This window comes from Candidatus Aquicultor sp. (assembly GCA_036504445.1).
Taxonomy (GTDB): domain Bacteria; phylum Actinomycetota; class Aquicultoria; order Aquicultorales; family Aquicultoraceae; genus DASXVE01.
Window position 1 is genome coordinate 170,828 of the sequence record DASXVE010000034.1, and the last position, 12,865, is coordinate 183,692.

Annotated in this window: 13 protein-coding genes and 3 tRNA genes; 14 read left to right on the plus strand and 2 right to left on the minus strand. The window is 48.0% G+C overall.

Annotated features, from left to right (window positions below):
• Nucleotides 1–128: 128 nt before the first annotated feature.
• Entirely contained in the window at nucleotides 129–299 is a 171-nt protein-coding gene (locus tag VGK02_11915; protein ID HEY3375747.1) for a hypothetical protein, read from the minus strand.
• 105 nt (nucleotides 300–404) lie between these two features.
• On the opposite strand from VGK02_11915, the gene VGK02_11920 reads away from it, so the two are divergent.
• Both VGK02_11920 and VGK02_11925 read left to right on the plus strand, forming a co-directional pair.
• Complete coding sequence (locus VGK02_11920; protein ID HEY3375748.1) at nucleotides 405–1,064, plus strand: DUF975 family protein; 660 nt, start codon at nucleotides 405–407, stop codon at nucleotides 1,062–1,064.
• Nucleotides 1,065–1,425: 361 nt separating this feature from the next.
• Nucleotides 1,426–1,974, plus strand: coding sequence for a hypothetical protein (locus VGK02_11925; protein HEY3375749.1), 549 nt, complete (start codon nucleotides 1,426–1,428; stop codon nucleotides 1,972–1,974).
• A gap of 12 nt (nucleotides 1,975–1,986) precedes the next feature.
• Here the strand turns inward: VGK02_11925 and VGK02_11930 are convergent, their stop codons facing one another.
• The gene (locus VGK02_11930) at nucleotides 1,987–2,262 is read right to left on the minus strand and encodes a TetR/AcrR family transcriptional regulator C-terminal domain-containing protein (protein ID HEY3375750.1); all 276 of its coding nucleotides are present in this window, start codon (nucleotides 2,260–2,262) and stop codon (nucleotides 1,987–1,989) included.
• A 409-nt stretch (nucleotides 2,263–2,671) separates the two neighbouring features.
• Here VGK02_11930 and VGK02_11935 point away from each other — a divergent pair, with 409 nt between their 5' ends.
• From VGK02_11935 to VGK02_11990, 12 genes are all read left to right on the plus strand, one after another.
• Nucleotides 2,672–3,094 carry a bacteriohemerythrin gene (locus VGK02_11935; protein ID HEY3375751.1) on the plus strand — a complete coding sequence of 141 codons (423 nt, stop codon included), beginning with the start codon at nucleotides 2,672–2,674 and terminating at the stop codon, nucleotides 3,092–3,094.
• Nucleotides 3,095–3,269: 175 nt separating this feature from the next.
• A complete protein-coding gene (locus VGK02_11940) occupies nucleotides 3,270–6,710 on the plus strand; it encodes a PAS domain S-box protein (protein HEY3375752.1) in 3,441 nt (1,146 codons plus the stop codon).
• Between the two features lie 169 nt (nucleotides 6,711–6,879).
• Nucleotides 6,880–7,713 carry a glutamate racemase gene (gene murI, locus VGK02_11945; GenBank protein HEY3375753.1) on the plus strand — a complete coding sequence of 278 codons (834 nt, stop codon included), beginning with the start codon at nucleotides 6,880–6,882 and terminating at the stop codon, nucleotides 7,711–7,713.
• Entirely contained in the window at nucleotides 7,700–8,203 is a 504-nt protein-coding gene (locus VGK02_11950; protein HEY3375754.1) for a QueT transporter family protein, read from the plus strand. Before murI ends, VGK02_11950 begins: the two co-directional genes overlap by 14 nt.
• Nucleotides 8,204–8,208: 5 nt before the next feature.
• Complete coding sequence (locus VGK02_11955) at nucleotides 8,209–8,949, plus strand: MBL fold metallo-hydrolase (GenBank protein ID HEY3375755.1); 741 nt, start codon at nucleotides 8,209–8,211, stop codon at nucleotides 8,947–8,949.
• A 64-nt stretch (nucleotides 8,950–9,013) separates the two neighbouring features.
• Nucleotides 9,014–9,757 carry a ribonuclease PH gene (gene rph / locus VGK02_11960; protein ID HEY3375756.1) on the plus strand — a complete coding sequence of 248 codons (744 nt, stop codon included), beginning with the start codon at nucleotides 9,014–9,016 and terminating at the stop codon, nucleotides 9,755–9,757.
• Complete coding sequence (locus VGK02_11965) at nucleotides 9,750–10,361, plus strand: XTP/dITP diphosphatase (GenBank protein HEY3375757.1); 612 nt, start codon at nucleotides 9,750–9,752, stop codon at nucleotides 10,359–10,361. Before rph ends, VGK02_11965 begins: the two co-directional genes overlap by 8 nt.
• 184 nt (nucleotides 10,362–10,545) lie before the next feature.
• A tRNA-Pro gene (locus VGK02_11970) sits at nucleotides 10,546–10,620 on the plus strand.
• A gap of 521 nt (nucleotides 10,621–11,141) precedes the next feature.
• Nucleotides 11,142–11,214: transfer RNA gene (locus VGK02_11975), tRNA-Gly, on the plus strand.
• Between the two features lie 53 nt (nucleotides 11,215–11,267).
• Nucleotides 11,268–11,341, plus strand: a tRNA-Arg gene (locus tag VGK02_11980).
• A 313-nt stretch (nucleotides 11,342–11,654) separates the two neighbouring features.
• The gene (locus VGK02_11985; protein ID HEY3375758.1) at nucleotides 11,655–12,275 is read left to right on the plus strand and encodes a Panacea domain-containing protein; all 621 of its coding nucleotides are present in this window, start codon (nucleotides 11,655–11,657) and stop codon (nucleotides 12,273–12,275) included.
• Entirely contained in the window at nucleotides 12,272–12,715 is a 444-nt protein-coding gene (locus tag VGK02_11990) for a hypothetical protein (protein ID HEY3375759.1), read from the plus strand. Before VGK02_11985 ends, VGK02_11990 begins: the two co-directional genes overlap by 4 nt.
• The last annotated feature ends 150 nt before the right edge of the window (nucleotides 12,716–12,865 follow it).

Here is a 12,865-nt window from a genome sequence, read left to right on the forward strand (position 1 = left end):
CTGAAAAGCAAATCTATGGCTTCTACTATACGCTTTGCAACCGCGCTGTGTTGAGTACATGCACGGTTGAAGACATAGTCCAGTCCTTTTGGAAACAAGAGGGTAGCTGTCCCACCGCCTCCACCAATTTATTTTGAAAGCCACCTATTTGAGGTGGCTTTTTTATTGCCATTACTGCGCTTGTTGAACCGCAGCTTACGTGGCTCAAACAAGCCGGTTTCGCTGATGTCGATTGTTTCTTTAACCTCTTTAGATTCGCCCTTCTTGGCAGAACTAAGCCTATCTACCAACCAATCCATAAATATGTTACTAACCTGTTACATCCTTGCAGGAAAAGCCGATTAAATGGATAAGTTATTACATACAGTCAGATGTAACTTTCTAGGGGAAAGGTAGGATAAGAAATGAAAGATTTTTCAGTTGGTGAAGCGATAAGCAATGCTTGGGAGGTGTTTAAGCGCAATTGGGTGCTGTTTGTCGGATTAGCAGTTATATCTGCCGTTATATCTGGGATCGCAAGCAGCATCGATAGGTCGCTTGGCATATCGAATTTTGGAATTTTCGGATTCCTGGCTGCAACGTTTATAGCGATGGGTGCGGCCAATGTAGCGCTTAAATCCATTAAAGGCGAAACCGCCGAGTTCGCGGATTTCTTTACCGTGTATCCGCTCTTTTTGGTATTTTTGATCAGTAATTTCTTGTTTAGTGTTATCGTAAGTATCGGCTTTATCTTGATCATTATCCCTGGTATCTATCTTGCCGTTCGGCTTCAGTTCTTCGGCTACTATATCGTAGACAAGAACGCGAGCGGGACCGAAGCGGTTACAGAATCGCTACGAAACAGCTGGGAGCTCACAAGGGGCATAACATTGAAAGTATTCGTGCTCGACCTGGCGTTTCTCGGTCTCATTATCCTTGGTGCAATACCGATAGGTCTCGGCCTCTTAATCGTGTTCCCGCTAATAACTCTCGCCAGCGCATATGTATATCTGAAGCTTGCGGGGGCAGAAGCATCGCCCGTAAAGGAGCCGGAGCCGGTAGGAACACCGGGCGCACACGCGTAGTCATCACAAAATGTCTGACTACGAAATTGATTAGCTTTTATTAATGCCGGAGTTAACTCCGGCATTTTTATTTTGTCTGACATACATGATAACTAAATAGAAGCTCGTTTTTTACGCATAAACAGCACCCGAGAAATGCATCTAACGGAAGCAGGTAAATACAAACCGGTCGTAGAATAAACTATTAGTCGTACTTATATAAAACGAAATCGGGGGAGTAGTACATGGCGACACAAAGTTTTTCTATGGGGGAGGCTGTTCGGTTTGGCTGGAGCACGTTTTGGCGTAATATCGGGGTTTTCATCCTTATCATCCTTTCCTAGCTTTAGTTCTTTACACGCCTCAGATCATTTTTTCTCTAGTGGGAGAAGACGGTAGCCTTACAGACTTGATTCTTGCCGTTGTTGGTTTTATCCTTAGCCTCATACTATTACCTGTGCAGATCATAGTAAGTATAGGGGCAATCAATATTGCTAACAAACTCACGCTGGAGCAAAAGGTTGCGTTTAGTGATCTATCCTCAAGCTACCGTCTATTCTTCAGATTTCTAGGAAGCTCGATCCTTGCGGGAATCATTGCACTAATCGGGTTCATTTTGTTGATTATTCCAGGAATTATTTTAGCAATTCGCTTGCAATTCTATATGTACCTTATAGTAGATAAAAACGCTGGCGCTATTGAAGCCTTGCAGCAAAGCTGGAACATGACAAAAGGCTTAACCGGGCGTCTATTCCTCTTTGGTTCGCTACTATTCTTAATAGAAATACTCGGCGTTCTCGCGCTTGGTGTTGGCATATTAGTTGCGATACCGGTAATTTATCTAGCCCAGGCATATGTTTACCGGATTCTTGCTGATAGGGGAATGGTAGTTGAGGCGGCGCCTGTTGTGCCCGAGCCGGTTCTGTCGTAACGTGCCGGCTCGCTAGGCGAGTGCGCCGTCTAAGAAAATAGTGCGGATCGTATCATACATGGTTTGGCAGGGGACATCCGGGTGAAATGCCGCCCAATCGAGGCTTGCGATAGAAACCAACCCGAAAAACGCGGTTGTAGCGGCTTTCGTATCGAGGTCGCGTTTAAAGTAGCCGCCTTGTTTACCTTCTTCGATGATTTCACGGATTATCGATAGGTAGCGTTCCTGGATCTTTTGGGCGTCCTTTTCCCAGCGGCTCTCAAGATGCCAAAGCTCGCTTAAGAGCACACTGCAACATTAGAATTACAAGGCCGACGAATTTGCCGGGCTGATCCCCAAGCACCGATACGAGAAACTGCAGGATAGCGATAAAACACCACGATATAAGGATCGTGAACCCAAAGAACATTCCTACATTGAGCTGCGCGACCCCATCTATACCTGGTTCTGGCCGCTTGATAGTCGGGTGACACTGGCTTTGTATTTACAAACGTAGGGTCGGATTGGGCTTCCGCATATGTGCCTGGTTGATGTCCGCGTTTCCCAGGCTAACTTAGCGATTCAGATAGCTTGAATATCAGCTTGTTTACAGCTAAAGGAAGCCCTGCGGCTAGACGATACTTCTATAGATACAGCTGTAGGTATCTGGAACCACGAATAATTCAATCGCTAAAAATAAACGAGGAGGGCGCTACGAATGGCCATAGCGAAATGGACCGATGAGCTAAAAACCGGCGTTTCCGATGTAGATAAGCAGCATAAAGAGCTTATTAATCTGATTAATAATCTGCACGACGCACTGATTCAAGGCAAGGGCAAGGAGCGGGTTGAGGAAGCGTTAACCTTCTTATCGAACTATGTCGTTGAGCACTTCAAGTGCGAGGAAGACCTTATGTTGAAACATAACTACACTGGGTTTCCCGCACATAAGCGCGAGCACGAGAGATTTGTGTATGATGTTACTGCGCTGGCTAACGATTTCAAGCAAACAGCGAACCCTTCATTTCTCGCGATTACACTGCAGAAATCGATAGTAGACTGGCTCGTTAATCACATTCTCAAAGTAGATAAGGAAATGGCGAAGTTTATTATCGAGAAAACAGGCGGCAGGGCAGCATAAGCATTGCGTGCTTTAGAATTTCAGCAATATGCGGTGCTATCGTCAAGCAGAAAGCCAAGTAAATGAAGAAACAACCGGAAGCAATACATAATTACAAGGCGTTTATGATAACAACGAACAAACTATGGGCCACAGACACATGCCCCTTAAATCATGAGAGGTTGGGGTGGACACCATGTCGTGGTTAGTCCCGGCAATCCTCATGATCATGTCGTGCACCTGTATATTGGCGCTCGTCTATGCTAATCTCTATCTGCAATATCGTCAGAGACACATGGGCATATGGACGCTTGCGTGGGGTATCTACGTGCTCAGGCTTATTGCCGAACTATGGATGGCTTCGCACCCGGACTCGGTATTTGCTCTTATCTGCAGCCAAGCATGCATGCTCCTTAATTCCGTGGTTATATTATGGGGCGCATACGAGTTCTCCGGTAAGCGTACTCCGGCTTGGTTGATTTATGTAGCAGGATTAGGAACCGCATGGATCGTCGGTGCGGCGCTGCTACATGTGCCGTTTACACCACTTACATTGCCTGCATGCACAATCCAAGCGCTTGCAGCAGTATTTACCGGTATGTTGTTCCTTAGAATGCAAGCCGGGGATCCAAAGAATATTGGTAATAGGGTTGCCGGGTGGGCGTTCATTCTATGGGGTCTGCACCGACTCGATTTTCCGTTTTTGAAACAAGTGGCCTGGTTTGCGCCATGGGGCTATCTCATCGGTGGGTTTTTTTCGATTACGGCAGCTGTAGGTGTCCTACTTATGTATTTACAGAAGTCTGCAAGCGACCTTGCTGCAAGCGAAGATCTTTACCGTTCCCTTATCGAGCTTTCCCCGGATGCGATCGTGGTAGTTAACAAAGGTAAGTTCATTTATGCGAACCCGAAGGCCGCCGAATTGCTAGGTGCGAAACATGTCAGCGAACTTATCGGTAAACATGTCGTGTTCTTCATCAGCCCCGATGAGCGAGAATGGGTTACCGCAAATATCCGACGCGTCGAGCAGGGTGGAACAAGCGTTCACAACCAAAGACTCATCCAGTTTAATGGCGACTTTATCGATGTCGAGGTCCTGGCATCTAATGTTATATACGAAGGTAAACCATCTGTTCAAGCAATTTGGCGTGATATAACCGGGAAACAGCAAGCTGAGGAAGAGCTGCATTTTAAGTCGCTCTTGCTCGATAACGCCGTGGACTCTGTATTTGTCTCGGATCTTAACGGCAAGCTCATCTATGCTAACAAGGCGGCCTATGAGACAAGAGGTTATTCCTTTGAAGAGCTCATGGCCATGAATATGACCGACATAGATGCCCCGGATGATGCCCTTGAGCTCTCTAAACGATTTAAGAATATAAGAAAAACCGGTAGCGCGATTTACGAGCTAAATCACACTAAGAAGGACGGATCGCTCTTACCTGTTGAAGTACATGCGAGGCTTTTACAATATAACGGCGAGGACGTAATCTTTGGGCTCGTGCGCGATATGACCGAGCGTAAGAGCGTAGAAGCGGAACTTCGCGCGGCAAAAGAACGCATTGAGCTCGTGTATGATGTTATCCCGAGCGCTATCTTTACGGTCGATGCCAAAGGTCTCGTAACAACCTTTAACAAGAAAGCCGAGGAGATCACCGGATTTAAAGCTGAGGAAGTTATCGGGAAACCATGCAAAACATTCGCGCTTCAGCCGTGTGCGACAAGCTGCGGCCTTCTGTCACCAAAGGTAAAGAAGCCGCTTAATAATCGAGAATGTACAATCAGGAGGAAAGACGGGGAGATCCGAACCATATCAAAGAACCTCGATGTTTTAAGCGACAGTGATGGCAACATGATCGGTGGCGTTGAGAGCTTTGAGGATATTACCGAACGCAAGCAAGCGATGGAGACTTTGCGGGAATCCGAGCGCCGTTTCCGCGATATGCTGGAAAACGTCAACCTGGTCGCTCTGATGGTTGATCAAAAGGGTAATATCGCATTTTGTAACGATTTCTTCTTAAATCTGACCGGTTGGGAATGGGCTGAAGTGATCGGCCGTAATTGGTTCGATACCTTTGTGCCTGAGACTAATCGTGAAGCAATTCGCAGGCAAATCCTTGACTCGATAACCTCCGAGAAATCGGACATCAGCACGCAATACGATATAATGACGCGCGACGGGGAGTTGCGCACAATATCGTTTAGCGGAAGTATGTTGAGAAGTCCGGGTGGCGATGTAATCGGTATCGCGAGCATCGGCGAGGACATCACCGAGCGTAGACGCGCCGAGGAACGGGTAAACTACCTTGCATACTATGATTCGCTCACAGATTTGCCAAACCGTGTGCTCTTTAACGATCGTCTCTCATTAGCGATGGCACATGCCCATCGTAACGAAGACTTGCTCGGTTTGATGTATCTCGACCTGGACAGCTTCAAGACCATCAACGATACGCTCGGGCATGCCGTCGGCGACCAATTACTCAAACTGGTTGCCGAACGTTTGAGCAAAAGCATGCGCGAGGGTGACACTGTCGCCCGGCTTGGTGGAGATGAGTTCGTCATGCTGCTACCGCAAGTTGGCAGCGCGGATGATCTGCCAAAGGTAGCCGAGAAAGTGATAGAAGCGCTCAAACCGCCATTTACGGTCGATGGTCAAGAACTACATATAACGACGAGTATCGGCATTAGTGTATATCCATACGATGGTAAGGATATCGAATCACTGCTTAAGAACGCGGAAGTAGCGCTCTATCGTGCAAAAGAGCAGGGTCGGGATAACTACCAGCTCTATACATCTGCGATGAATGCTAAGGCGTTTGAACGGCTTGCACTCGAAAACAGCTTGAGAAAGGCGCTTGAGCGGGAAGAGTTTGCGGTATACTACCAACCTCAAGTAGACCTTTTGACCGGTCTGGTTATCGGTATGGAAGCACTGATCAGGTGGAACCACCCGGATCTCGGCCTGATAGGCCCAGCCCAGTTTATCCCTCTTGCCGAGGAAACCGGTTTGATCACGTCGATTGGTGAGTGGGTTTTGCGTACGTCTTGCAAGCAAACCAAAGCATGGCAAGATAAGGGTTATACGAATAATAGGATTTCGGTTAATCTTTCGGCGCGACAATTCCAGCAGCACGACCTCGTTGAGATGGTTGATCGCGTGATCCAGGATTCCGGCCTTGATCCAAGCTATTTGGAGCTTGAAATTACCGAGAGTGTCGTTATGCAAGATGCCGACCAGGCGATTATGATACTTAACCAATTCAAAGAGCGGGGAATAAAGGTCGCGATCGATGATTTTGGAACAGGTTACTCGTCATTGAGCTACTTGAAGCAGTTCCCGATAGATAGAATTAAGATTGACCGGATCTTCATTCATACGATCATCACCGATTCTGATGATATGGCAATTACCGCGGCAATTATCGCTATGTCGCACAATCTCAATGTCGCCGCTGTCGCGGAAGGTGTAGAGACCGTCGAACAGCTCGATGTTTTAACCGAGCTTGAATGCGATGAAATCCAAGGATTTGTCTTCAGCCGCCCGGTACCTGCCGATGAGGCTGAGAAACTGTTTGCCAATCCGCCACAAAGATTATTAAACTACTGGATGGACGGAGAAATTCAGAGCGCATAAGCTACACTCAGAGTAGAACGCACGCCGGCGCCTGCCGGCTTTTTTGTTTTACGGGCTAGATGGAAAGACATTCTGGTAGCGTGCTGCGCGTTTACTTGCAGTGAATTAGCGTTATAATGAAAAAGTTGCGGTCGGTAGAACCTGTGCTACCCAATGAACTGGAGGATGTGTGGATAACAGGCCAATAGGTGTATTCGATTCAGGCCTTGGCGGGCTAACTGTTGTAAAAGAGATTATGAGGCAGCTTCCCAATGAGGAAATTGTGTATTTTGGCGACACAGCGCGCTTTCCATATGGGCCGAGAAGCACCATTGAACTGCGAGGATTCGTTTTCGAAATTATCGACTTTCTGCTTTCGCAGAATGTAAAGTTCGTTGTCGTCGCGTGCAATAGCGCGTCGGCAGCCGCGCTTGACGCTGCTCAACAGTATTATGATATTCCAGTTATCGGGGTTATCGAGCCTGGGGCCAGAGCGGCGGTACATGCGACCCACAGCCGGCGGGTCGGCGTTATCGGTACGCAGGCTACAATCTCAAGCGGTTCGTATGTGGCTGCGATAAAATCAATGGATGCCGGTGTGCATGTGCACCCGGTGGCGTGCCCCGATCTTGCGGATTTCGTCGAACGAGACGAAACGAGCGGGGAGGTTGTCGAGACGGCCATCAGACGGTATTTGGGGCCGCTTGTTAAAGCAGGAATCGATAGCTTGATTCTTGGCTGCACGCATTATCCTTTGCTTGCGGAGACCATCGCGAGCGTTGCCGGCGAGAACATCAAGCTTATAAGCTCGGCGCAAGAGACAGCCCGCGAGCTTCAAGAATATCTCACCAGGAAGGATAGCTTGCGTGAGACCGCAACCTCACCGTGCCCACGTTTTTACTCCAGCGGTGATGAGGACATCTTTAAGCAGCTCGGTGCGCGGTTCCTCGGTCAAGCCATAACGGCCGTTGAGCAGGTTCGATTACCGGTTCGCGAGGGGGTTTCCAGCGTTGAAGCGAAATAGCCTTGCCTGGCTAACCCGGGGTGCGGTTATTGCCGCACTCTACGTGGCGCTCACCATAACGCCACCGCTCAACGCGCTCAGCTACGGACAGGTGCAGTTTAGAATTTCTGAGGCTCTTAACGTGCTCGCGTTTTTTGAGCCGGCTGCGATTCCCGGGCTTTTTGTCGGCTGCGTGCTTGCGAATCTGGGCAGCCCGCTCGGTATCTACGATGTTGTTTTTGGCTCGCTACTCACGCTCGTTTCAGCGTTTTTAATTTGGAAGATTAAAAGGCCATCTCTCGCACTCCTGGCTCCCGTCATTATTAACGCGTTTGGGGTTGCACTTGAGCTCAACCTGGTGCTGCATTTGCCGCTCTTGTTGAGCGCGCTCTTCGTTGGCATCGGTGAAGCTATAATCGTTTATGGGTTGGGCTACCCGCTTTTGCTTGCGCTAATTCAAAGAAAAGCCCTGATTAGAACGGATATTTTCGCCCGCAAGATGGGAAACTAACATAGATGGAACTCATTTTGCTTGGAACATCGGCGGCATATCCGACGGTTGACCGCGCTTGTAGCGGGTTTTTGGTTCGTAACGACGCTACGACTATCCTTGTCGATATGGGAAGCGGCGTAACCAGGAACCTCATGCGCTGGGTCGACCCACACCGCCTAAACGCAATAATTATAAGTCACCTGCATCAAGATCATTTTACCGATATCTATCCGCTTTACTATTACCTGGCGTTTAGCAAAGCGCTCAATCTGCCGATCGACGTCTATGCGCCGGCGGGCGCGCGCGACTTTATCGCCAAATTGCTGCCGCGGGAATCCCGCTTTGATGAGGTTTACCGGTTTGTAGCGCTTGATGATCGCCGGGAATTTAGCATCGGTTCGTTGACGTGCAAGAGTTTTGCGGTTAAACACAGTATCCCGGCATATGGCCTGCGCATTGAAGGGGAACGCACCGTAGCTTATTCCTCGGATACCGATTTTGATGGAGTTCTCTATGAGATTGCTGAAAATAGCGATGCCTTTATTTGCGAAGCGACTAAGCAGGCAGATTACGAGGATGTTCTTCACTTAACTGCGGCTCAAGCCGGGCAAATTGCCGCCCGGGCCGGCGTGCGCAACCTGATTCTCACTCATATATGGCCGGAGTTCGACCCGGCAGTTTCCCGGCGGATGGCCGCCGATGAATACGAGGGTTCCATTATCGTGGCTGAGGATAATATGTGCATCTCGCTTGACGAGGGATAGCCAAACAGGTGAAATAAGTAGAAAGAGCCGTTTTTGATTTGCATATGATTTAAGGAGTTCTTTTATGCAGCGTGTAGATGGGCGAAAACCCGATGAGATACGGAAAATCAGCATCCAGAGAAATTTTGTGCCGCACGCCGAGGGTTCGGTGCTGATTGAGTTCGGCAATACGAAAGTGATTTGTACGGCGACCGTTGAAGAAAAAATCCCGGGCTGGCTGCGGGCGCAAGGTGGCGGGCAGGGCTGGATAACGGCCGAGTATGGGATGCTGCCAAGGGCAACCGATGTGCGCACCATGCGCGAAGCTACACAGGGCAGAGTGGGCGGCAGGACCCACGAGATACAACGGCTCATCGGCCGTTCGCTGCGTTCGGTGGTTGATTTAAAGGCTTTACCGGAGGTCACGATCTGGATGGATTGTGATGTTATCCAGGCGGACGGCGGCACGCGTACTGCCTCGATTACCGGTGCGTTTATTGCGCTCTATGATGCGCTGCAGTGGCTGATTAACCAAAAGAAACTTACCGAGATGCCGCTTTCTGAGTTTGTTTCCGCGATTAGCGTCGGCATTGTCGATGGTGTGCCGCTGCTCGATCTCTGCTACGTTGAGGACTGCCAGGCCCAGGTAGATATGAACATCGTTATGACCGGGTCGGGTAAGTTCATCGAGGTACAAGGCACGGCGGAAGGTAACCCCTTCGACCAGGAAGAGTTAAACGCGCTGATTGAACTCGGCAAGAAAGGGATACAAGACCTCATTGCGGCACAACGCCTTGTTTTAGGGCAGGGACTGGCAAAACATGCGTGAGCTCATTATTGCCAGCAAGAATGAGGGGAAAATCCGGGAAATCGTCGATATTCTTGACCTGCACGACGTAAATATCCACGCCTATAAAGACTTCGAGGATTGGCCCGACGTCGAAGAAACCGGCGATACGTTTTACGAGAACGCTTTAATCAAGGCCCGTGCGCTGGTGGAGAAGTACAATAAACCGGCCGTAGCCGACGATTCAGGCCTCGAAGTTGATGCGCTGGGTGGCGCACCCGGTGTGTACTCATCCCGCTATGGGGGTGAAGAGGGTAATGATGTCAAGAATATCACCAAGCTGCTGCGAGAGCTAAAGGGCACGTGCGACGTGAGGCGGATGGCTCGTTTTCGTTGCGTAGCAGTACTTATGACCCCTGACGGTTGGGTTGCCTCGGCCGAGGGCATGCTTGAAGGACGAATCGGCTCTGCAACCCGCGGCGATCAAGGCTTTGGGTATGACCCCGTTTTTATCCCGACAGGGCAGGTGCGTACGCTTGCCGAGATGGGGCTCAACGAGAAGAACAAGATCAGCCATCGCGCCCAAGCGTTTACCAAGCTCAAAGAAAAGATGGGCGAGTTCCGGCAGCATGCCGGCGATTGTTAGATCTCTAGATTCATAATTTACAGAGAACCACGTTAAAGGCTACTGTTGGAAATCATCTTTAATTGTGAGCATACTAGGATGTGTGTATAATAAGTACTGCGTAACAGGCTGAATGTACTTTGCACGAAGTTTATGATTTGTGGTAAAATACCCTCTGGCACGGTTGCCAGGTATTTATACCGTTCGGGGTGTGGCTCAGTTTGGTTAGAGCACCGGTTTTGGGAACCGGGGGTCGGAGGTTCGAATCCTCTCACCCCGACAATAAAAAGACGGCTCGATCGAGCCGTCTTTTTATTGTGAAAACGTAACCCATATGAGATGGTTTCTGCGGTTGATGCTATATCTTGTCACCCGAAGCAGTAGCCCAAGCAAAATTACTTGAATTATTTTTCGTAAAATGTGAAAGATTACGTAAGTTTTCTCGTATCTACTAATGAAGGGCTAGAATACCGGGTGCGGTATAGGTATGAGATAAAAGGACTGGAGAGGTGGTGGCTCTCCAGTCAAAGGGCGAAGAATAACCTATAGGTAGGAGTATTCTTGTCATTTTAGTGGATATCATAGCCGGTCTCTATTCAATCCATGAAATACTGCATATTTTAAGCCATATCCTCCTACCGTATTAAATGCGAATTTAGCCTTATGATGTACCTCCAAGTATTCGAGGTAGGAGTATTCATAGCAGCTCACGGTAATCACGTGATAAAGGGCGTAATTGAATTGAATCTACTCGACTTTTCGAGTAGATTCTGCTATTATATCAGGGCGGTTTAGACGCGCGCGGACGTAACTCAGTTGGTAGAGTCACAGCCTTCCAAGCTGTTGGTCGCCGGTTCGAATCCGGTCGTCCGCTCAAGAAACTTTATATAGTTTACAGATCGGCGCTTTGCGCCATTCTGGTTTTATGCGCCCGTAGCTCAGCAGGACAGAGCATCGGACTTCTAATCCGAGGGTCACAGGTTCGAATCCTGTCGGGCGTGCAGGTGAGAGAGGGTGTAGGAAGAAACTACAGCCTCTTTTTTCATAATTTTCTTCCTAAATGTGGGGAAACACCCATCTTCTGTACATGACTGCACTTGTTTTGCACTTATCATGTTTGCATTGCAGTAATCATGCTTTTGGTTGCCCGCACAGTATGGCTTATTATATATGTAACAAAGGAAACACTCGTTATATAGACTTCATCATCCGCCCAGGTAAATAATCAAGGTAGGCTTTTGTGGCGCCGATACGTTAAACAAGCGCTTAACACTTGTTTAACGTATTGAGTATCGGGTATATTTGAGTAAATCCATGAGAAGGGTTGATTTTATGGTATCGTGCGCGATTCGCTTTAAATACGATGTTGAGAAATTTGCAAATGTCGTCGCTTTTTTTGCCTCAAAGGATATTCCAGATCTAACGAAACTTAAAATCTGCAAACTACTCTTTTTCGTAGATAAATTACATCTTCAGAGATATGGACGTCCAGTAACAGGCGACGTCTATTACGCTATGGGGCGTGGTCCTGTACCATCAGTTTCACTTAACGTTATGAACGAAGCTATAAACGGCGAAGCCTCATACCCGGATATTACAGAAGAAACCAGCGTCAAGATATTTGCTGAGCTTGTTGATATCAATAGGAATGATAGACACCCAGTCTTTCAAGCAAGAAAACAACCCGAGCTAGATGTGTTTTCTGAATCTGAGCTTGAAGTATTAACCGAGGTTACAGATAAGCTAGGTTCTCTATCTGCATCTAGCCTTATAGAGCGAACCCATGATGATGTGGCTTGGCGGAGAACGGCAGAAAACTCTGAAATTGATTTCCGCTTATTTCTTGAAGACCTCGACCCTAAGCATAAAGAAGCGCTGTTAGAGCTATTAGAGCACGATCAAGAAAACAGAGACATTTTTGAATTGAGCAGATGATAGATTTTCCGGCAGAGATTACAAACGATACATTCAATACACTGTTTAGCCGGGGAATGGTAATACGCACAAAAGTGGTTCTTCACGATGGATCGGAGGACTACAAAAGGCTTATTGTTGTTAGCTTAGATTGCACCGTGGATGATACTTATCACATGATCTGCACCTCGAAGACAGCGTTCTTTACAAATAATCCCTTTGTTAAAGAGGACTGTCATTTTATTGAGCCTGGTCAAACAACCATATTTGATAGACAGGCTGTAATTGATTTGCGCAAGATATTCTCGCTTCAGAAAGTCGAATTAGTGCAGCGTTACAGCCGTAACAATCTTGACTTTCTTGGTGCACTTCGTGACGATATTATGTTGCTTGTTGACGGCAAACTTCGTCGCTCAAGGTTGCTCTCACCAAAACAAAAGACATCGATAGTAACGCTATAGGTTACCGTACCACATGATGCAGCAAGCAACTTCAACGAAATGCGTCACACCCACCAACACAATCCCATCAAATAAAAAATGCTCGGATCGATCCCATTAAACAATCAGGCAGACAAGGAGAGCGGCCTCATCTGGAGAGATGAGGCCTAA

Coding starts and splice junctions, on each gene's coding strand:
- VGK02_11965 (HEY3375757.1), top strand. CDS start 9,750: ATGCGTGAGCTCATTATTGCCAGCAAGAATGAGGGGAAAATCCGGGAA.
- VGK02_11985 (HEY3375758.1), top strand. CDS start 11,655: ATGAGAAGGGTTGATTTTATGGTATCGTGCGCGATTCGCTTTAAATAC.
- VGK02_11935 (HEY3375751.1), top strand. CDS start 2,672: ATGGCCATAGCGAAATGGACCGATGAGCTAAAAACCGGCGTTTCCGAT.
- VGK02_11940 (HEY3375752.1), top strand. CDS start 3,270: ATGTCGTGGTTAGTCCCGGCAATCCTCATGATCATGTCGTGCACCTGT.
- VGK02_11915 (HEY3375747.1), bottom strand. CDS start 299: ATGGATTGGTTGGTAGATAGGCTTAGTTCTGCCAAGAAGGGCGAATCT.
- VGK02_11920 (HEY3375748.1), top strand. CDS start 405: ATGAAAGATTTTTCAGTTGGTGAAGCGATAAGCAATGCTTGGGAGGTG.
- VGK02_11990 (HEY3375759.1), top strand. CDS start 12,272: ATGATAGATTTTCCGGCAGAGATTACAAACGATACATTCAATACACTG.
- rph (HEY3375756.1), top strand. CDS start 9,014: ATGCAGCGTGTAGATGGGCGAAAACCCGATGAGATACGGAAAATCAGC.
- VGK02_11955 (HEY3375755.1), top strand. CDS start 8,209: ATGGAACTCATTTTGCTTGGAACATCGGCGGCATATCCGACGGTTGAC.